The following is a 23,095-nucleotide window of genomic DNA, read 5'->3' as shown; positions in this document are numbered from 1 at the left end:
GGTGGACTCGCTGTACGAGGTCAACTGGACGCCGCTGCACGGCACTTCGTCCGACATCGATGCCATCGGGACGTCCGTCGTCCTCGGCGACGCCCTGCCCGGCCTCGACCTGCCGCGCCACGACGACCTCACCGCGCTCGCCGAGAGCGTCCGCGCGGGCGGCCCGGTGCCGGCGACCGTGTTCCTGGCCTGCCCCGCGCCGGCCGACGGCGACACCCCGGCGGCCGTCCGCGCGCTGCTGGCCGCCACGCTCGCCACCGCGCAGGAGTGGCTCGGCCTGACCGAGCTGGAGGAGGCCCGCCTCGCCGTGGTGACCCGCGGCGGCGCGGCCGTGGCGGCGGGCGAGCGCCCCGAGCCCGCGCACGCGGCCGTGCGGGGCCTGCTGCGCACCGCGCACACCGAGAACCCCGACCGTTTCCTGCTCGCCGACCTGGACGGCGAACCCGCGTCCGCCGCCGTCCTGCCCGCCGCCGTCGCCGGTGCCGTCGCCGCGGCCGAGTCGGCGCTCGCGATCCGCTCCGGCGCGGTCCTCGTGCCCCGCCTCGGCAAGGTCGCCCCCGCCGACGCCGGCACCCTGGCCCTGCCCGGGGACGAGGTCTGGGGCGTGGACCTGGACACGGCCGGCACCCTGGACGGGCTGCGCCTCGCCGCCGCCCCGCGCGCCGCCGAGCCGCTGGAGCAGGGCCGCGTACGGGTGGCCGTGCGCGCCACGGGCGTCAACTTCCGTGACGTCCTGGTGGCGTTGGGCGTCGTCCCGAACACCGAGGCGCTGTTCGGCAGCGAGGGCGCGGGTGTCGTCACCGAGGTGGGCCCGGGTGTCACCGGGTTCCAGGTCGGCGACCGCGTCATGGGTCTGCTGTCCGGCTCGTACGCGGGACCCGTCGCCATCGCCGACAGCCGCATGCTCGTACCGATGCCCGCCCACTGGTCGTTCGCCCAGGCGGCGTCCGTGCCCGCGGCGTTCCTGACCGCCTACTACGCGCTCGTCGACCTCGCCGGACTGCGCGAGGGCGAGTCGCTCCTCGTGCACGCGGCCGCCGGCGGCGTCGGCATGGCCGCCGTGCAGCTGGCCCGCCACCTCGGCGCCGAGGTGTACGCGACGGCGAGCGAGCCCAAGTGGCCCACCGTGCGCGCCACCGGAGTCGAGGCCGACCGCCTCGCCTCCTCGCGCAGCCTCGACTTCGCCGACCGGTTCCTCGCGCGGAGCGAGGGACGCGGCGTCGACGTCGTCCTCAACAGCCTCGCCCGCGAGTACGTGGACGCCTCGCTGCGGCTGCTGCCGCGCGGCGGCCGCTTCGTCGAGATGGGCAAGACCGACATCCGCGACGCCGACGAGATCGCCGCCGCCCACAGCGGTGTGCGCTACCGCGCCTTCGACCTCGGCGAGGCGGGCGCCGACCGCCTCGGCGAGATGCTCACGCACCTGGCCGACCTCTTCGCCCGCGGCGAGCTCGCCCCGCTGCCCGTCACCGCGTGGGACACCCGACAGGTGCCGCAGGCCTTCCGGCACATGAGCCAGGCCCGCCACACCGGCAAGGTCGTCCTCACCCACGCGCGCCCCGCCCTCGACGGCACCGTCCTGGTCACCGGCGGCACCGGCCTCATCGGCTCCGCCGTCGCCCGCCACCTGGTCACCGGGCACGGCGTGGGCGACCTGGTGCTCACCAGCCGCCGCGGCCAGGACGCCCCCGGCGCCCGCGAACTCGCCGCCGAACTGACCGCACTCGGCGCCACCGTGCGGGTCGAGGCCTGCGACGCCGCCGACCGCGCCGCCCTCGGTGCGCTCCTGGACGGCATCGACGGGCTGTGCGGCGTCGTGCACGCCGCCGGTGCCCTCGACGACGGCATCGTCTCCGCCCTCACGCCCGAGCGCCTCGACACCGTGCTGCGCCCCAAGCTGGACGCCGCCTGGAACCTCCACGAGCTGACCCGCGACCGCGACCTCGCGCTGTTCGTGCTCTTCTCCTCGGCCGCCGGGGCCCTCGGCTCCGCGGGCCAGGGCGGCTACGCGGCGGCGAACTCCTTCCTCGACGCCCTCGCCGAGGAGCGCCGCGCCCAGGGCCTGCCCGCGCACTCCCTCGCCTGGGGACTGTGGGCCGACCGCAGCGCCATGACCGGCACGCTGGGCACCGCCGACCTCGACCGGATGCGCCGCATCGGCATCCGCCCGCTCACCACGGACGAGGGCCTCGCCCTGTTCGACGCGGCGGTGCGCCTGCCGTACCCGTACACCGTCCCCGTCCGCCTCGACGTGGCCGCGCTGCGCGAACAGCGGCCCCCGGCGCCGCTGTTCCGCGCGCTCGTGCGCACCACCGCCAAGCGCGCCGCCGCCAACTCCCCGGCGGGCGGCGGCGACGGGCTGCGCGAGCGGCTCGCCGCGCTGGCCCCGGCCGACCGCGACCGCGCCCTCACCGACCTCGTGCGCACCCAGGCCGCGGTCGTCCTCGGCCACGGCGGCGCCGACGCCGTGGAGACCGACCGGGCCTTCCGCGACATGGGCTTCGACTCGCTGACCGCCGTCGAACTGCGCAACCGCATCGGCACCGCCACCGGCCTGCGCCTGCCCGTGACCGCCGTCTTCGACCACCCGACGCCCGCCGCGCTCGCCGCCGAGATCGGCGCGCGGCTCGGCGTGGACGCAGCACCGGAGCGCGCGACCCCGCTCGCCGCACCGGCCGCAGCCGTCGCGGGCGACGACGACCCGATCGCGATCGTCGGCATGAGCTGCCGCTTCCCCGGCGGCGTCGACTCGCCCGAGGCGCTGTGGCGGCTGCTCACCGACGAGCGCGACGCCATGGGCGACTACCCCACCGACCGCGGCTGGGACTCCGTCGACCTGCACAACCCCGAGTCCCCCGACCTGCACTTCGCCAAGGTCGGCGGATTCCTGCACGACATGGCGGACTTCGACCCCGGCTTCTTCGGGATGTCGCCCCGCGAGGCCCAGGCCACCGACCCGCAGCAGCGCCTGCTCCTCGAGGCCACCTGGGAGGCGCTGGAGCGCGCCGGCATCGACCCGGGCACGCTGCGCTCCACCCCGACCGGCATCTTCACCGGCCTCATCTACAACGACTACGCCGCCCGCTTCCCCGACCTGCTCAGCGGCTACGAGGGCTACCTCGGCAACGGCAGCGCCAACAGCGTCGCCTCCGGCCGCATCGCCTACACGCTCGGCCTGGAGGGCCCCGCGATCACCGTCGACACGGCGTGCTCGTCCTCCCTGGTGGCCCTGCACCAGGCCGCGCACGCCCTGCGCAACGGCGACTGCACGCTGGCCGTCGCCGGCGGTGTCACCGTCATGTCGACGCCGCGCCCGATGGTCGAGTTCAGCCGGATCAGCGGCCTCTCGCCCGACGGCCGCTGCAAGGCGTTCTCCGCCGAGGCCAACGGCATGGGCTTCGCCGAGGGCGTCGGCATGGTCGTCGTCGAGCGGCTCTCCGAGGCCCGCCGCAACGGCCACCCGGTCCTCGCCGTGCTGCGCGGCTCCGCCCTGAACCAGGACGGTGCCTCCAACGGCCTGACCGCGCCCAGCGGTCCCGCCCAGCAGCGCGTCATCCGCCAGGCCCTCGCCAACGCCGGGCTCACCGCCGCCGACGTCGACGCCGTCGAGGCGCACGGCACCGGCACCCCGCTGGGCGACCCCATCGAGGGCCAGGCCCTGCTGGCCACGTACGGCCAGGACCGTCCCGAGGACCGGCCGCTGCTGCTCGGCTCGGTGAAGTCCAACATCGGCCACACCCAGGCCGCGGCCGGTGTCGCGGGCGTCATCAAGATGGTGCTCGCCCTGCGCCACGGCGTCGTACCGCGCACCCTGCACGTCGACGACCCCACCCCGCACATCGAGTGGGGCTCCGCCGGCGTGCGCCTCGCCGACGCGAGCGTGCCGTGGCCGGAGACCGGCCGCCCGCGCCGGGCCGCCGTCTCCTCGTTCGGCATCAGCGGCACCAACGCCCACGTCATCCTCGAACACGCCCCCGAGCCGCAGGTGGAGACCGGTGAGGACACCGGCGCCCACCTGCCGTGGGTGATCTCCGCCAAGAGCCCGGAGAGCCTGCGCGAGCAGGCCCGCAAGCTGCACGCGCACGTCAGCGACGGCTCGGCCACCGCCGTCGACGTCGCCCGCTCGCTGCTCACCACCCGGGCCCGCTTCGACCACCGCGCCGTCGTGATCGGGCGCGACCGCGACGAACTCCTCGACCGTCTCGCCGCGTTCGGCCGCGGCGAGGAGCCGGCCGGTGTCATCCACGGCACCGCCGCGCGCGACACCCGGACCGCGTTCGTCTTCCCGGGCCAGGGTTCGCAGTGGGCGGGCATGGCGACCGAACTCCTCGACTCCTCCCCGGTGTTCGCCGGACGCTTCGGCGAGTGCGCCGCCGCGCTGTCGCCGCACATCGACTGGGTCCCCGCGGACGTTCTGCGGGAGCGCGAGGGCGCGCCGTCGCTGGACCGCGTGGACGTCATCCAGCCCATGCTGTGGGCGGTCATGGTCTCGCTGGCCGAGGTGTGGCGCGCGCACGGCGTCGAGCCCGCCGCCGTGGTGGGTCATTCGCAGGGCGAGCTGGCCGCCGCCGTGGTCGCCGGTGTCCTCTCGATCGAGGACGCGGCGCGGATCGTGGCGCTGCGCAGCCGGCTGATCGGGCGCGAACTGGCCGGTCAGGGCGGCATGGTGTCCGTGCCGATCGGCGAGGACGCCGCCGAGGAACTCATCGGGCCGTGGGCCGGACGCATCAGCGTCGCCACGATCAACGGTCCGCAGTCGACGGTGGTCGCCGGTGAGGCCGCCGCTCTCGACGAGCTGATGGCGGCCTGTGAGAAGGACGGTGTGCGGGCCCGCCGGATTCCGGTGGACTACGGCTCCCACACGCCTCAGGTCGAGCTCCTGAAGGACGCCCTCCTGGAGCTGGCCGCCCCGGTCACCCCGCGCCCGGCCGACGTACCGATGTACTCCACCGTCACCGCCGAACTGCTCGCGGACGGCGCCGCGGACGCCGAGTACTGGTACCGCAACCTGCGCGAACCCGTCCGCTTCCAGCAGACCGCGCAGGCGCTCGCCGACGCGGGCCACGGCGTCTTCGTCGAGGTCAGCCCCCACCCGGTGCTCACCAACGGCATCGCCGACAGCCTGGCGGACCTCGCCGCCGAACCCGTCGTCGCCGGCACCCTGCGGCGCGACGACGGCGGCCACGGCAGGCTGCTGACCGCGCTCGCCGAACTGTTCGTCGCCGGCGCCCCCGTGAACTGGTCGGGCACCCTCGACGGCGGCCGGACCGTGGACCTGCCCACCTACGCCTTCGACCGCCAGCGCTACTGGCTGGACGCGCCCGCGCCCGCCCGCGGCACGGCGGCCCCCGGCGTCGACGGCGCGTTCTGGACGGCCGTCGACGGCGGCGACACCGAAGAGGTCGCCGCCGCGCTCGGCGTCGCCGACGACACCGTGCGCACCTCGCTCGCCACCGTCCTGCCCGCGCTCTCCGCCTGGCACAGCCGCCGGCGCGAGGAGTCCACCGTGGACGCCTGGCGCTACGGCATCGAGTGGACGCCCGTCCAGGACATCCAGGCCCGCCTCTCCGGCATCTGGCTGCTCGCCGTCCCCGAGGAGCACGCCGACGACCCGGCCGTCCACCTCGTCGCCGCGGGCGTCGAGCGGCGCGGCGGCAGCGTGCGGCCCGTCCGGCTGCCCGCGGAGACGGCCGACGACGCCGGTACCGCGTACGCCGAGGAGATCGCCGCACGACTGCGCGCGGTCGAGGGCCACGAGCAGGCCGCAGGCGTCCTCGCGCTCACCGGCCGCGACGAGGAGTCCCACCCGGCGCACCCCGGCGTCCCCGTCGGCTTCACCCGCACCCTCGGCCTGATCCAGGCACTGGCCGCCACCGAGATCACCGCGCCCGTGTGGTGCGTGACCAGCGGGGCGGTCACCACCGGGGGCCAGAGCGAACTCACCGGGCCCCGGCAGGCGATGGTGTGGGGCCTCGGCCGGGTCGCGGCCCAGGAGTACCCCGACCGCTGGGGCGGTCTCGTCGACCTGCCCGCCGACCCCGCCGACCAGGACATCGACCGGCTGTGCGCGCTGCTCACCGGCGAGTCCGGCGAGGACCAGCTCGCGGTACGCCCCTCCGGCGTCCGCGCCAGGAGGCTGGTGCGCACCGCGACCGACGCGGGCCGCGGCGGCGCCTGGCGGACCCCGAAGGGCACCGTCCTGATCACCGGCGGCACCGGCGCGCTCGGCGGCCACCTCGCCCGCTGGCTCGCGGAGCGCGGCGCCGAGCACCTGCTGCTCCTGAGCCGCAGCGGCGAACGGGCCGAGGGCGCCGCCGAGCTGCGGGCCGAACTCACCGCGGCGGGCGCCGAGGTGACCATCCGGTCCTGCGACGCGGGCGACCGCGACGCGCTCGCCGCCGTGCTCGCCGACATCCCCGCCGAGCGCCCGCTGACCGCGGTCTTCCACACCGCGGCCGCCCTGGACGACGGGCCGCTGGAGACGCTGACCGTGCCCCGCGTGGCGGCGGCGCTGCGCTCCAAGGCCGGAGCCGCGTGGAACCTCCACGAGCTGACCGCCGACGCGGACCTGTCGGCGTTCGTGCTCTTCTCGTCCACGGCGGGCACCTTCGGCGCCGCGGGGCAGGGCAACTACGCGCCCGGCAACGCCTACCTGGACGCCCTCGCCTGGTACCGCAGGGCGCAGGGCCGGGTGGCGACGTCCATCGGCTGGGGCGCGTGGGACCAGGGCGGCATGGCGGAGAAGGACGCCGTCGCCGACCTGCGCCGCAGGCACGGCGTGCCGCTCATGTCGCCGGAGCGCGCCACGCTCGCCATGGAGCGGTCGCTCGCCGGGGACGACACCTTCGTGGTCCTCGCGGACATCGAGTGGGAGAAGTTCCAGCTCGCCTACACCGCAGCCCGGCCCAGCCCCCTGCTGTACGGCCTCGCGGAGGTCGTCCGTCCGCAGGAGGCTGCCTCGGACCGGCCGGGCACCGGCGGCCCGGCGGGCCCCGCGCTCGCCGAGCGCCTGCGCGGCCTCGCCCGCAAGGAGCAGGAGCGCGTGCTGCGCGAGGCGGTCCGCACCCACGCCGCCGCCGTGCTCGGCCACGACGGCGCCGAATCGGTGCCGCTCGCCCGGCCGTTCGGCGAGCTGGGCCTCGACTCGGTCACCGCCGTGGAGCTGCGCAACCGGCTCGGCGGCGCCGTCGGCCACAAGCTGCCCGCGGGTCTCATCTTCGACTACCCGACGGTCGCCGACCTCGTCGCCTACCTGCACGACCTGCTGTGCGGCGACGAGACCTCCACCAGCAGCCCGCTGCTGGCCGAACTGGACCGGCTCGACGTCGAGCTGGCCACCCTGCGCGACGACGACCCGGCCCGGGGCGAGGTGGCGGAGCGGCTGGAGAAGCTGCTGCGCCGCGTCAGCCCCGACTCGGTCGTCACCTCGGGCGGCGGCGCCCAGGGCTGGGACCTGCAGGCCGCCTCCCAGGACGAAGTGTTCGCAATGATCGACGAAGAGCTGGGGGAGTCGTGATCCCGGACCGGCCGGGCGCCCTGCGCGCCGGCCCGCTGACCAGCCCCGGAACCACGTCTGCCGATCTCGTTAGTGCACAGAAGGATGGACTCGTCCCCCATGGCGAATGAAGAGAAGCTCTTCGACTACCTCAAGCGCGTGACCGCGGAGCTCAAGGAGACCAAGTCACGGCTGCGCGAGGTGGAGTCGGCGACCGCCGAACCCGTGGCGATCGTCGGCATGAGCTGCCGTTACCCCGGCGGCGTCGCCTCGCCCGAGGAACTCTGGCGGCTGGTGGCCGACGGCGCCGACGCCGTCTCCGGCATCCCCCTCGACCGCGGCTGGGACGTGGCGGGCCAGTTCGACGTGACGGGCGAGCGCGCCGGCACGTCGTACGTCGCCGAAGGCGGATTCCTGCACGAGGCCGCCGAGTTCGACGCGTCCTTCTTCGGGATCTCGCCGCGCGAGGCCCTCGCCATGGACCCCCAGCAGCGCCTCCTCCTGGAGACCTCCTGGGAGCTGTTCGAGCGCTCCGGCATCGACCCGACGAGCCTGCGCGGCAGCGACACCGGCGTCTTCGTGGGCTCCAGCTTCCACGGGTACGGCGACCAGGCCACCGCCCCCGACGAGGTGCAGGGCCACCTCCTCACCGGGCGCGCCGACAGCGTCATCTCCGGGCGGATCTCCTACACCCTGGGCCTTGAGGGCCCCGCACTCACCGTCGACACGGCCTGCTCGTCCTCCCTGGTCGCCCTCCACCTGGCGGTCGGCGCCCTGCAGCGCGGCGAGTGCTCGCTGGCGCTCACCGGCGGGGTGATGGTCATGGCGACGCCCGAGGTGTTCGTCGGGTTCAGCCGCCAGCAGGGGCTCTCCCGCGACGGCCGCTGCCGCGCGTTCGCCGACAGCGCCGACGGCACCGGCCTCGGCGAGGGCGTCGGCCTGCTCCTGGTGGAGCGGCTCTCCGACGCGCGCCGCAACGGCCACCAGGTCCTCGCCGTCGTCCGCGGCACCGCCGTCAACCAGGACGGCGCCTCCAACGGCCTCACCGCGCCCAACGGCCCCGCCCAGCAGCGCGTCATCCGCCAGGCCCTGAACACCGCCGGGCTCGCCCCCGCGCAGGTCGACGTCGTCGAGGCGCACGGCACCGGCACCACCCTCGGCGACCCCATCGAGGCCGACGCCCTGCTCGCCACCTACGGCAAGGAGCGGCCCCGGGAACGGCCCGTGCTGCTCGGCTCGGTGAAGTCCAACATCGGCCACACCCAGGCCGCCGCGGGCGTCGCCGGCATCATCAAGATGGTCGAGGCCATCCGCCACGGCACCGTCCCCAAGACGCTGCACGTGGACGAGCCCACCACGCACGTGGACTGGGCCTCCGGCGCCGTCGAGCTGGTCACCGAGAGCCGCCCCTGGCCGGACACCGGCCAGCCCCGCCGCGCCGGTGTGTCCTCCTTCGGTGTGAGCGGCACCAACGCCCACGTCATCGTCGAGCAGGCGCCGCCCGCCGAGCCCGCCGACGCCGAGGCCCCCGCACCGGCCGACGAGCCCGCCGCGCCCGGCGTCGTCGCCACCGGCGGCGTCCTGCTGTGGCCGCTCTCCGGACGGTCGGCCGCCGGACTGCGCGGACAGGCCGCCGCCCTGCGGGAGTTCACCGCCGCCACCGAGGCCGCCCCCGCCGCCGTCGGCCGCTCCCTCGCGCTGACCCGCGCGGGCCTCGAACACCGCGCCGTGCTCCTCGGCACCGACGCCGACGAGCTCGCGGCGGGCCTCGCCGCGCTGGAGAACGGCGAGCCCGCCGCCGGAGTCGTCTCCGGCACACGCTCCGGCGAGCCCTCCTCCGACGTCGTCTTCGTCTTCCCCGGCCAGGGCGCCCAGTGGGCGGGCATGGCCACCGAACTCCTCGCGACCTCGCCGCAGTTCGCGGACCGCTTCGCGCAGTGCGCCGCCGCGCTCGCCCCGCACATCGACTGGGTGCCCGCCGACGTCCTGCACGAGCGGGAGGGCGCGCCGTCCCTGGACCGGGTGGACGTCGTCCAGCCGATGCTGTGGGCCGTCATGGTCTCCCTGGCCCACCTGTGGCGCAGCCACGGCGTCGAGCCGTCCGCCGTCGTGGGCCACTCCCAGGGCGAACTGGCCGCCGCCGTCGTCGCCGACGTGCTCTCGCTGGAGGACGCGGCCCGCGTCGTGGCGCTGCGCAGCCGCCTCATCGGCCGCGAACTCGCGGGCCAGGGCGGCATGGTCTCCCTGCCGCTGCCCCGCGCCGCCGCCGAGGAGCTCATCGCCCCCTGGGACGGCCGCATCGACGTCGCCACGGTCAACGGCCCCCAGTCCACCGTCGTCGCCGGCGAGGCCGCGGCCCTGGACGAGCTGATGGCCGCCTGCGAGCACGACGAGGTGCGGGCCCGCCGCATCCCCGTGGACTACGCCTCCCACACCGCGCAGGTCGAGCAGCTGCGCGAGGCGCTCCTCGACCTCGCGGCCCCGGTGACGCCGCGCCCGGCCCAGGTGCCGATGTACTCCACGGTCACCGCCGAACTCCTCGCCGACGGCACCGCCGACGCCGAGTACTGGTTCCGCAACCTGCGCGAGCCCGTCCGCTTCCACGACACCGTCCAGGCCCTCGTCCGCGACGGCAGCACCACCTTCGTCGAGGCCAGCGCCCACCCCGTGCTGACCGCCGCCGTCCAGGACACCGGCAGCGCGCTCGACACCGAGGTCGCCGCCGTCGGCACCCTGCGCCGCGACGAGGGCGGCCCGCGCCGCTTCCTCGCCTCCCTCGCCGAGCTGTGGACGCACGGCGTGGAGCCCGACTGGCAGGCCGTGTTCGCCGGCTGCGGCGACGAGCGCGTCGACCTGCCCACGTACGCCTTCCAGCGCCGCCGCTACTGGCTGGACAGCGCGGCCGGCACCGCCGACGTCGCGGGCGCCGGGCTCACCGCGCTCGCCCACCCGCTCCTGTCCGCGGGCATCGCGCTCGCCGACGGCGAGGGATACGTCTGCACCGGCCGCCTCGGCCCCGACTCCCACCCCTGGCTCGCCGACCACACGGCCGCGGGCCGCACCGTCGTCCCCGCCGCCGTCCTCCTCGAACTCGCCCTGCACGCGGGCGAGCACCTCGGCGCCGACCGCCTCGCGGACCTGGAGATCCACCGGCACCTCGTGCTGCCCGACACCGCGGTCGACGTACAGGTCGTCGTGGACGCCCCGGACGGGCGCGGCGAGCGCCGCGTCCGCGTCTTCGCGGGCACCGACACCGACGGCGACCCGGACCGCGCCTGGACCCTGCACGCCACCGGCACCCTCGGCACCCGCACCGGCACCGGCGCCCCCGACGAACTGGGCGGCACCTGGCCGCCCGCCGGCGCCACCGAGGCCGACCCCGAGGAGCTGTACGGACGCCTCGCCGCCGCCGGACTCGCCCACGGCCCGGTCTTCCGCGGCCTGCGCGGCATCTGGCACAGCGGCGGCGACGTCTTCGCCGAGGCCGAACTGGCCGAGTCCGCCGCCGGGGACGCCGCGCGGTTCTGCGTGCACCCCGCCCTGGTCGACGCCGCGCTCCAGCCCGCCGAGGGCACGACGGCCGCGGCCTTCACCGGCGTCGAACTGCACGCCACCGACGCCACCGCCGTCCGCGTACGCCTGCGGACCGTCGGCACCGACACGGTCGAGCTGCTCCTGACCGACCCCACGGGCCGCCCCGTCCTCACCGTCGAGCAGGTCACCACCCGGCCGTTCGACGCCGCCGAGGCCGCCGGAGCCCCGCAGGCACTGTCCTCGCTGTACGAGGTGACCTGGACCGCGCTCGCGGACGGCCCCGCCGCACAGGGCACCGCCCGCCACGCCTTCCTGGGCGGGGCCACCGCGCCGGAGGGCGCCACCGTCCTCGCCGACCTGGATGCGCTCCGCGCCGCCGTCGCCGAGGGTTCCGCCGCACCGGACACCGTGTTCCTGACCGTGCCGAACACCACGGACGCCGCCGCCGGTACCCCGCGCGCCGCCCGGGACACGGCGGTCGACGTCCTGGAGACCCTCCGCGCCGTCCTGACCGACGACGCGCTCGACGACGTCCACCTCGTCGTCCTCACCGAGCGCGGCGCCGCCGCCTCCGCCGGCGAGCCCGTCGAGGTACCCGCGGCGACGGCGCGCGGCCTGGTCCGCTCGGCCGCCGCCGAATACCCCGGCCGCGTCACCCAGATCGACCTCGACGGCACGGACGCCTCCCGCGCCGCGCTGCCCGCCGCCGTCGCGGCCGCGGCCGCCGCCGGGGAGCCGGAGACCGCCCTGCGCGAGGGCACCGCCCTGGTGCCCCGCCTCGGCCGGGTCCGCGACGCCGAGCCCGCGCCCTTCCCGCGCGACGGCGAGGGACCCGTCCTGATCACCGGCGGCACCGGCGTCCTCGGCGCCGCCGTCGCCCGCCACCTGATCACCGAGCACGGCGTCACCGAGCTGGTGCTCGCCGGCCGCCGCGGCCCGGACGCCCCCGGCGCCGCCGAACTCGCCGCGGAACTCGCCGAACTCGGCGCCGACGCCCGCGTCGTCGCCTGCGACATGGCCGACCGGGACGCGGCCGCCGCGCTGATCGCCGGGCTGCCCGGACTGCGCGGCGTCGTCCACGCGGCCGGCGTGCTGGACGACGGCGTGGTCGCCGCGCTCACCCCCGAGCGCCTGGACACCGTCCTGCGGCCCAAGGCCGACGCCGCCTGGCACCTGCACGAACTCACCGCGGACCTCGACTTCTTCGTCCTGTTCTCCTCCGCCGCCGGCGTCTTCGGCGCCCCCGGCCAGGGCAACTACGCGGCGGCCAACGCGTTCCTCGACGCCCTCGCACAGCACCGCCGCGCCCAGGGCCTGCCCGCGCACTCCATGGCCTGGGGCCTGTGGGCCGACGCCAGCGCCATGACCGGAGTCCTCGACCAGGTCGACCTCCAGCGCATCGGCAGGACCGGCGTGCGCCCGCTGGCCACCGACACCGGCCTCGCCCTCTTCGACGCGGCCCTCGGACTCGACCGGGCGCTCACCGTGCCCATCGGCCTCGACCTGGCGAAGGCCCGCACGGCGGACACCGTGCCCGCGCTGCTGCGGGGCCTGGTGCGCCCGCGCCGTGCCCTCGGCCGGGCCGCCGCCGAGAGCGCCACCCTGGAACTCGGCGACCGCCTCGCCGCGCTGCCCGAGCCCGAGCGCCGGCGCGCCCTCGTCGAGCTGGTGCGCGCCCAGGCCGCCGCCGTGCTCGGCCACGACAGCACCGAAGAGGTCGGCGCCGACCGGCCGTTCAAGGCGTTGGGCTTCGACTCGCTCACCTCCGTCGAACTGCGCAACCGCCTCAACAACGCCACCGGCGTACGGCTCTCCGTCACCGCCGTCTTCGACCACCCCACGCCCCTCGCGCTGGCCGCGCACCTGCTGCCGCTGGTGCTGCCCGGCGCCCCGGCCGAGGGCACGGACCGGCCCGTCACGGTCACCGTGGCGCGCGCCGACGACGAGCCCATCGCCATCGTCGGCATGGGCTGCCGCTTCCCGGGCGGCGTCACCTCGCCCGAGGAGCTGTGGCGGCTGCTCGCCGACGAGCGCGACGCGCTCACCGACTTCCCCACCGACCGCGGCTGGGACCTCGACGCGCTGTTCGACCCGGACCCGGACCGCGCGGGCACCTCCCACACCCGTACCGCCGGATTCATCGACGACGTCGCCGACTTCGACGCGGAGTTCTTCGGGATCTCGCCGCGCGAGGCGCTCGCGATGGACCCGCAGCAGCGCCTCCTCCTGGAGACCACCTGGGAGGCCATGGAGCGCGTCGGCCTCGACCCGCTGAGCCTGCGCTCCACCCCGACCGGCGTCTTCATCGGCGGTGCCGTCTCCGGCTACAGCACCGACCTGTTCACGACGGAGGACGGCCTCGACGGCCACCTCCTCACCGGCAACGCGACCAGCGTGGCCTCCGGCCGCCTCTCGTACACGTTCGGCTTCGAGGGCCCGGCGGTGACCGTGGACACGGCGTGCTCGTCGTCGCTCGTGGCGCTGCACCAGGCGGTGCAGGCGCTGCGGCAGGGCGAGTGCACCCTCGCCGTGGCCGGCGGCGTCGCCGTCATGCCCACGCCGAGGCTCCTCGTCTCCTTCAGCCGGCAGCGCGGGCTGTCCCAGGACGGCCGCTGCAAGGCGTTCGCCGCGGACGCGGACGGCACCGGGTTCGCCGAGGGCGTCGGCGTGCTCCTGGTGGAGCGGCTTTCGGACGCGCGGCGCAACGGGCACCAAGTGCTCGCGGTGGTGCGGGGTTCGGCGGTCAACCAGGACGGTGCGTCCAACGGTCTGACGGCGCCGAACGGCCCGTCGCAGCAGCGCGTGATCCGCCAGGCCCTGGCGAGCGCCGGTCTCCGGGCCGCCGAGGTCGACGTCGTCGAGGCGCACGGCACCGGCACCTCCCTGGGCGACCCGATCGAGGCCCAGGCCCTGATCGCCACGTACGGCCAGGACCGGCCCCAGGACCGGCCGCTGCTCCTCGGCGCCCTGAAGTCCAACATCGGCCACACGCAGGCGGCCGCCGGTGTCGCCGGTGTCATCAAGATGGTCGAGGCGATGCGCCACGGCGTCGTACCGAAGACGCTGCACGTCGACGAGCCGACGCCGCACGTGGACTGGTCCGCGGGCGAGGTCGAGCTGGTGACGGAGAGCCGCGCCTGGCCGGAGACCGGCCACCCGAGGCGGGCCGGTGTCTCCGCGTTCGGCATCAGCGGCACGAACGCCCATGTCGTCCTGGAGCAGGCGCCGGCGGAGCCCGCCCCCGCCGCCGACGAGCCCGCCGGGCAGCCGGACACGGAGCGGCAGGCCGCCGCAGGCCCGCTGCCGTGGGTCGTCTCCGGCCGCACCGCCGCCGGGCTGCGCGGACAGGCCGCGCGGCTGCGGGAGTTCGCGGCGACGGCCGAGGCGTCCGACGCGGACATCGCCTGGTCGCTCCTCTCGACCCGCGCGGGCCTCGAACACCGTGCCGTGGTGCTCGGTGAGAACCGCGCCGACCTGCTGGCCGGCCTCGACGCCCTGGCCGTCGGTGAACCGGCCGGGAACGTCGTGCGCGACCTCACCGCCGGTGACCGTCCGCTGGCCCTGGTGTTCTCGGGTCAGGGGTCTCAGCGGGTCGGCATGGGCCGTGAGTTGGTGGATCTGCCTGGTTTCGGTGAGGTCTTCGAGGAGGTGTGCGGGGCCTTCGACGCGGTGTTGGAGGTGCCGTTGCGTGAGGTGCTGTGGGCCGAGGAGGGCTCCGGGACTGCCGCGCTGATCGATGAGACGGTCTATACGCAGTCGGGTCTGTTCGCTTTCGAGGTGGCGTTGTTCCGGCTGCTTGAGCGGTGCGGGGTGCGTCCGGATTATGTGATGGGGCATTCGGTCGGTGAGTTGGCCGCGGCTCATGTGGCGGGTGTGTGGTCGCTTGAGGACGCGGTGCGTGTGGTGGCGGCTCGGGGTCGTCTGATGCAGGCGCTTCCCGCGGGTGGCGTGATGGTTTCGCTGGAGGCTTTCGAGGAGCAGGCGGTTGCGTGGATCGGCGAGGCCGGGGGTGATCTGGTTTCGCTGGGTGCGGTGAACGGGCCTTCTTCGGTGGTGGTTTCGGGTGCCGAGGTCGCGGTGGAGCGGGTGGCGGAGCTGGCGCGGGCCGCCGGGTGTCGTACGCGTCGTCTGCATGTGTCGCAGGCGTTCCACTCGCCGTTGGTCGAGCCGGTGCTCGACGAGTTCGCCGCCGTCCTGCGCGAGGTCTCGTTCGCCGAGCCGTCGCTTCCCGTTGTCTCCAATGTGACCGGTGAGGTCGCCGGGGCCGGTGAGCTGACGGATGTGGACTACTGGGTCCGGCACGTGCGTCAGGCCGTGCGGTTCGCCGACGGGGTGGAGAGCCTCGTCGGGCGGGGCGTCACCGAGTTCGTGGAGGTCGGTCCCGAGGCCGTGCTCAGCGGTCTCGTCCAGGGCCGCGGCGAAGGCGTCGTGGCGGTGCCCGCGGTGCGCGTCACCCAGGGCGAACTGGCCTCCTTCATCCAGGCGTTGGCGCGCCTGCACACGCGGGGCGCCCAGGTGACCTGGCCGACCCTGCGTCCCGGACGCCGCGTCGACCTGCCCACCTACGCCTTCGACCGCCGGCGCTTCTGGCCCCGGCGCTCCGCTCCGGCGGGCGTGGACGCGGCCATCGGATCGGTCGGGCTCGAATCCACCGGGCACCCGCTGCTCGGCGCCCGGGTGGGCCTCGCCGACGGCGACGGCGTGCTCCTCACCGGCCGGATCTCGCTGGCCGAACAGCCCTGGCTGGCCGACCACGCCGTGCTCGGCACCGTCCTCTTCCCCGGCGCGGGCTTCGTCGAGATGGCGCTGCGCGCCGGCGACGAGGTCGGGTGCGACGGCGTCGAGGAACTGACGCTGCACGCGCCGCTGGTGCTGCCCGAGGGCGTCACCGCGCGGATCCAGCTCGCCGCGGGCGACGCCGACGACGAGGGCCGGCGCCCCTTCACGGTGTACGCGCGGACCGGCGACGCCGGACAGTGGGTCACGCACGCCACCGGTGTGCTGTCCCCGGCACAGGCGGCCCCCGCGCCGTCCGCCGCGTCCGAGGTGTGGCCGCCCGAGGGCGCCGTACCCGTCGAGGTGGCCGGGCTCTACGACGAGATGAGCGACGGCGGCTTCGCCTACGGCCCCACCTTCCAGGGGCTCAGGGCGGCCTGGCGCCGCGGCACCGAGGTGTTCGCCGAGGTCCGGCTGCCCGAGGGCGGCGACGCGGGCGACGCCGGCGACTTCTGCCTGCACCCCGCCGTCCTCGACGCCGCGCTGCACGGCGTGTCCCTGCTGGAGGCGACCGGCGGCGGCGAGCCGCCGCGCGGGCTGCCCTTCTCCTGGGAAGGCGTACGCCTGTACGCCACCGGCGCGAGCACGGTGCGGGTCCGCCTCGCCCAGACGGGCACCGGCGGCGTCACGGTCACCATGACCGACGGCGCCGGGCTGCCGCTGGCCTCCGTCGGCTCGCTCGCCCTGCGCCCGGTCACCGGCGACCAGCTGCGCGCCGCGCGCGGCCACGGCGACTGGCTGTACCGCGCGGGCTGGGCCGAGGTGTCCGCGGTCGCGGCCGCGGACGGCGCGCCCCGCCCCGTCTGGGCCGCCGTCGGCGACACGGCCGCCGCGCTCACCGGCGCGGTGGACGCGGACGTCACGCCGTACGCGGACCTCGCCGCGCTCGGCGCGGCCCTCGACGCGGGGACCGCCGCGCCGGAAGCCGTCGTCGTCGCCTGCCCGGACCTCTCCGGGGACGGCGTGGACGTGGCGGAGGCCGCCAAGGAGGCCACCGGCTGGGCGCTGGAGACCGTGCAGGCCTGGCTCGACGACGACCGGTTCGCCCCGGCCCGCCTGGTGCTCGTCACCCGGAACGCGGCGACCCTGGAGACCGTCGGGGGACAGGGCCCCGACCTGCCGCACGCCGCCGCCCGCGGCCTGCTGCGCTCGGCCCAGTCCGAACACCCCGACCGCATGGTGCAGCTCGACCTGCCCGCCGACGCGGCCGACGTCACCGCGGCGGCCCTGGTGCCCGCCGTCCGGACCGCACGCGCGGCCGGCGAGCCCGAACTGGTGCTCCGCGACGGCACGTTGTGGGCGCCCCGGCTGGCCCGCACGGCCCCGGCGGTCCCCGGCGAGCGGACCGGCGACGAGCCGGCCCCCGTGTGGGACCCGCAGGGCACCGTGCTCATCACCGGCGGCACCGGCGTCCTCGGCGCCGCCGTCGCCCGCCACCTGGCCGCCGAGCACGGCGTACGCCATCTGCTGCTGCTCGGCCGGAAGGGCCCGCAGGCCCCCGGCGCCCAGGAGCTGGTGGACGGACTCGCCGCGCTCGGCGCCGAGGCCACCGTCGCCGCCTGCGACGTCGCCGACCGGGAGAGCCTGGCCGCCGTCCTCGCGGACATCCCCGCCGACCGGCCGCTGCGCGGCGTGGTCCACTCCGCGGGCGTCGTCGACGACGGCGTCATCTCCTCGCTGACCCGCGAGCGGATCGAGACCGTGCTGCGGCCCAAGTCGCAGGCCGCGTGGAACCTCCACGAGCTCACCGCCGACCTGGACCTCACCGCGTTCGTCCTGTTCTCGTCCGCCGCCGGCATCCTCGGAGCCGTGGGCCAGGCCAACTACGCCGCGGCCAACACCTTCCTCAACGCCCTGGCCGAGCACCGCAGGGCGCGGGGCCTCGCCGCGCACGCGCTGGCCTGGGGCCTGTGGGAGCAGCGCAGCACGATGTCCGGCGTCATGAGCGAGCAGGACCTCGCCCGTGTCTCGCGCGGCGGCATGTCGGCCCTGTCCATCGAGGACGGTCTAGCGCTGCTCGACGCGGCCCTCGCCGCGGGCGAACCGGTGCTCGTCCCCATGGCGTTCGACCCGGCCGCCGTGCGCGGCGACGCCGGAGGCATCCCGCCGGTGATGCGCGGTCTCGTGCGCACCACCGCCCGCCGGGCCGCGGGGACGGAGCCCGACGGCGGGCTCCGCGACCGCCTGCGCACCCTGCCCGCCGCCGCCCGCGAGGAGGAGCTGCTGCGCCTGGTGCTGCGGCACGTCACCGCGGTGCTCGGCTACGCGGCCGACGCCGACCTGGAGTCCGACCGGGCCTTCTCCGAGCTGGGCTTCGACTCGCTGACCGCGGTCGACCTGCGCAACCAGCTCGCCACGGCCACCGGGGTCCGGCTGCCCGCCACCCTCGTCTTCGACTACCCGACGCCCGAGGCGCTCGCCCGTCACCTGCGCGCCGAACTCGTCGGCGAGGACGCCGACGCGGCGGCCCCGGCCCTCGTGGCCCAGGCGGCGTCCGGTGACGACGACCTGATCGCGATCGTCGGCATGAGCTGCCGCTACCCCGGCGGCGTCCGTACGCCCGAGGAGCTGTGGCAGCTGGTCGCCGAGGGCCGCGACGGCGTCACGCCGTTCCCCGAGGACCGCGGCTGGAACGTGCGCGAGCTGGTCGACCCCGACGGCACGCGCCCGAACACCAGCTACGTCGGCGAGGGCGGATTCCTGCACGACGCCGCCGACTTCGACCCCGAGTTCTTCGGGATCTCGCCGCGCGAGGCGCTCGCGATGGACCCGCAGCAGCGCCTCCTCCTGGAGACCACCTGGGAGGCGTTCGAGTACGCGCAGATCGACCCCGCCTCCGTACGCGGCAGCCGCGTCGGCGTCTTCGCGGGGCTCATGTACCACGACTACGCGGCCCGGCTGCCGAGCATCCCCGAGGAGGTCGCCGGCTTCCTCGGCAACGGCAACACCGGCAGCATCGCGACCGGCCGTGTCTCGTACACGTTCGGCTTCGAGGGCCCGGCGGTGACCGTGGACACGGCGTGCTCGTCGTCGCTCGTGGCGCTGCACCAGGCGGCGCAGGCGCTGCGGCAGGGCGAGTGCACGCTGGCCCTCGCGGGCGGCGTCGCCGTCATGGCGACCCCGGACTCCTACGTCGAGTTCAGCCGCCAGCAGGGCCTCGCGCCCGACGGCCGGTGCAAGTCCTTCGCCGGCGGCGCCGACGGGACCACCTGGTCGGAGGGCGTGGGCCTGCTCCTGGTGGAGCGGCTTTCGGACGCGCGGCGCAACGGGCACCAAGTGCTCGCGGTGGTGCGGGGTTCGGCGGTCAACCAGGACGGTGCGTCCAACGGTCTGACGGCGCCGAACGGCCCGTCGCAGCAGCGGGTCATCCGCCAGGCGCTCGCCGGCGCCGGGATGACGGCCGCCGACGTCGACGTGGTCGAGGCACACGGCACCGGCACCCCGCTCGGCGACCCGATCGAGGCGCAGGCCGTCCTCGCCACGTACGGCCAGGAGCGCCCCGAGGGACAGCCGCTCCTGATGGGCTCCCTGAAGTCCAACTTCGGTCACACGCAGGCCGCCGCGGGCGTCGCGGGCATCATCAAGATGGTCGAGGCGATGCGCCACGGCGTGGTGCCCAAGACGCTGCACGTCGACGAGCCGACGCCGCACGTGGACTGGTCCGCGGGCGAGGTCGAGCTGGTGACGGAGAGCCGCGCCTGGCCGGAGACCGGCCGTCCGCGCCGCGCCGCCGTCTCGTCGTTCGGCATCAGCGGCACGAACGCCCACGTCGTCCTGGAGCAGGCACCGGCGGAGCAGCCGGCGGAACAGCCCGCCGAGCCCGTCGAGGTCACGGCCGGCGACACGGCCGTGCCCTGGGCGCTCTCCGCCCGCTCCGCCGCCGGGCTGCGCGGACAGGCCGCGCGGCTGCGGGAGTTCGCGGCGACGGCCGAGGCGTCCGACGCGGACATCGCCTGGTCGCTCCTCTCCGCGCGCTCCGCCATGGAGCACCGCGCCGTGGTCACCGGCCGCACCCGCGAGGAGCTCCTGCGCGGCCTCGACGCCGTCCTGTCCGGCGAACCCGCCGCGCACACGGTCCTCGACCGCGCGAAGTCCGGCCGCTCCACGGCCCTGGTGTTCTCGGGTCAGGGGTCTCAGCGGGTCGGCATGGGCCGTGAGTTGGTGGATCTGCCTGGTTTCGGTGAGGTCTTCGAGGAGGTGTGCGGGGCCTTCGACCAGGTGTTGGAGGTGCCGTTGCGTGAGGTGCTGTGGGCCGAGGAGGGCTCCGGGACTGCCGCGCTGATCGATGAGACGGTTTATACGCAGTCGGGTCTGTTCGCTTTCGAGGTGGCGTTGTTCCGGCTGCTTGAGCGGTGCGGGGTGCGTCCGGATTATGTGATGGGGCATTCGGTCGGTGAGTTGGCCGCGGCTCATGTGGCGGGTGTGTGGTCGCTTGAGGACGCGGTGCGTGTGGTGGCGGCTCGGGGTCGTCTGATGCAGGCGCTTCCCGCGGGTGGCGTGATGGTTTCGCTGGAGGCTTCCGAGGAGCAGGCGGTTGCGTGGATCGGCGAGGCCGGGGGTGATCTGGTTTCGTTGGGTGCGGTGAACGGGCCTTCTTCGGTGGTGGTTTCGGGTGCCGAGGCCGCGGTGGAGCGGGTGGCGGAGCTGGCGCGGGCCGCCGGGTGCCGTACGCGTCGTCTGCATGTGTCGCAGGCGTTCCACTCGCCGTTGGTCGAGCCGGTGCTCGACGAGTTCGCCGCCGTCCTGCGCGAGGTGACCTTCAACGACGCCGGCATCTCCGTGGTCTCGAACCTGACGGGGACGGTCGCGGAAGCGGGCGAGCTGGGCACGGTCGAGTACTGGGTCCGGCACGCGCGCGAAGCCGTGCGGTTCGCCGACGGCGTGGAGAGCCTCGTCGAGCGCGGTGTCACCGAGTTCGTGGAGGTCGGTCCCGAGGCCGTGCTCAGCGGTCTCGTCCAGGGCCGCGGCGAAGGCGTCGTGGCGGTGCCCGCCGTACGCCAGAGCCAGGGCGAACTGGTTTCCTTCGTCCACGCGTTGGCCCGTCTGCACGCCCGCGGCGCCCAGGTGACCTGGCCGACCCTGCGTCCCGGACGCCGCGTCGACCTGCCCACCTACGCCTTCAACCGGCAGCGCTACTGGCTGGACGCCCCCGCCGCCGACGACGCGGACCACACCTCCGAGGTCGACCAGGCGTTCTGGTCCGCCGTGGAGGGCGAGGACATGGACGTACTCGTCCGCACCCTCGGCGTCGACGACGACGAACGCCGGGCGCCGCTGCGGGAGATCCTGCCGGTCCTCGCCGACTGGCGGCGCAGGTCCCGGGAGCGCTCGGACCTCGGCGAGCTCTGCTACGACGTGAGCTGGCAGCCGCTCGTGGAGCAGCCCGGCCGGGCGACCGGCACCTGGCTGCAGATCACCGCGGGCGGTCCGGCGGCCGCCGCGTGCGCCGAGGCCCTGGAACAGCAGGGACTCGACCTCGTCACCGTGGACCTGTCCGCCGACCTCGCGGACGGCGTCGGGGCCGAGGTGCTCGTCGAGCGGCTGCGCGCTGCCCTCACGGACACCTCCGTGCGCGGCGTGCTCTCCCTCCTCGCGCTGGCCGAGGGCCAGGACGACGCCTGGCCGCTGAGCGTCACCCATGAACTGGTACGCGCCCTCGGCGAGTCGGATGTCACCGCACCGCTGTGGTGCCTCACCCGGGGCGCGGTGGCCGTCGCCGGTGAGCCGGTCCGTCCCGACCAGGCGCAGGTGTGGGGCCTCGGCCGCGTCGCGGCCCTGGAGCACCCGGAGCGCTGGGGCGGCCTCGTCGACCTGCCGGACGCGTTCGGGGCGCGGGACGCCGCACGCCTGGCCGGAGTACTGGCCGGGGACGGCGGCGAGGACCAGGTGGCGCTGCGCGCCGGCGGGGCCCTCGCCCGGCGGCTGCGGCGCGCGCCGCTCGCGGTCACCGCGGACGGCACGGGCTGGACGCCGCGCGGCGCCGTCCTCGTCACCGGCGGCACCGGCGCCCTGGGCGCCCACGTCGCCCGCCGCCTGGCCCGCTCGGGCGCCGAACACCTGGTGCTCACCAGCCGCCGGGGCCCGCAGGCACCCGAGGCGGCGGCGCTGGAGGCCGAACTGACCGCCCTGGGCGTCCAGGTGACCGTCGCGGCCTGCGACGTCGCCGACCGCGGCGCCCTGGACGCGCTGCTCGACCGGCTCGCCGCCGACGGCGTACGGATCACGGCGGTGCTGCACACGGCGGGCGTCGCCCAGTCCAGCCGCATCGACGGGACCGGGCCGGAGGAGGTCGCCGCCCTCAGCGCGGGCAAGACCGACGGCGCACGCCACCTCGACGAGGCCTTCGCGGACACGGACCTGGACGCGTTCGTCCTGTTCTCGTCCACGGCCGGTGTCTGGGGCGGTGCCGGACAGGGCGCGTACGGAGCGGCCAACGCCTACCTCGACGCGCTCGCCGAACAGCGCAGGGCGCGCGGTGCCGTGGCCACCTCGGTGGCGTGGGGCCCGTGGAGCGAGGGCGGCATGGCGGCCCAGGACGACGCCGAGGCGCACCTGCGCCGGCGCGGCGTGCGGGCGCTCGCCCCGGACACCGCGCTGACGCTGCTCCAGCACGCGGTCGACCAGGGGGTGGCCTGCCTGACCGTGGCCGACGTCGACTGGGAGAAGTTCGCCCTGTCGTACACCTCGACCCGGCCGAGCACCCTCCTGTCCGACATCCCCGAGGCCCGGCAGGCACAGACGCCCGCCGAGCCGGCCAAGGACGACGCCGACGCGTTCGCCCGGCGGCTGTCCGGGCTCTCCGGAGCCGAGCAGCAGCAGGCGCTCACCGAACTGGTGCGCACGCACGCGGCGGCCGTCCTCGGCCACACCGGGATCGCCGCGATCGAGGCGGACAAGCCGTTCCGCGACGTGGGCTTCGACTCGCTGGCCGCGGTCGAGTTCCGCAACCGGCTGACCGAGGCCACCGGGCTCGGCCTCTCCGCCACGTCCATCTTCGACTACCCGACCCCGGCCGAGCTGGCGGAGCACCTGCGCGCCGAGCTGGGCGGGGACGAGCTGTCGGAGAAGTCCGTGCTCGCCGAGATCGACCGGCTGGAGGGCAGGCTCGCCGCGGTCGCGGGGCAGGCCGCGCCGTCCCCGGACGTCCTGGCCAGGCTGACGGCCCTGGTGGAGCGCTGGTCCACGGAGTCGCCGGGCGAGACGGCGACCGAACATCTCCAGACCGCGTCGCGCGACGAGGTCTTCGACTTCATCGAGAACGAGCTGGGCCTGTGAACGACCACGGGCCGA

1 protein-coding gene and 1 pseudogene are annotated in these 23,095 nt (G+C 75.8%); both read left to right on the top strand.

The genetic code is table 11. From position 1 onward, the window contains the following. Position 1: 1 nt before the first annotated feature. Positions 2-7,516 carry a type I polyketide synthase gene (locus AOK22_RS42530; RefSeq protein WP_482255552.1) on the top strand — a complete coding sequence of 2,505 codons (7,515 nt, stop codon included), beginning with the start codon at positions 2-4 and terminating at the stop codon, positions 7,514-7,516. A 141-nt stretch (positions 7,517-7,657) separates the two neighbouring features. Continuing rightward, a pseudogene (locus tag AOK22_RS04955) lies at positions 7,658-23,080 on the top strand (type I polyketide synthase); the annotation flags it as partial. Positions 23,081-23,095 lie beyond the last annotated feature (15 nt).

The sequence above is a fragment of the Streptomyces silaceus genome, from assembly GCF_001419745.1.
Lineage (GTDB): Bacteria > Actinomycetota > Actinomycetes > Streptomycetales > Streptomycetaceae > Streptomyces > Streptomyces silaceus.
The sequence above is the reverse complement of the archived record's forward strand: the minus strand, read 5'-3'. Positions and strand labels throughout refer to the sequence as shown.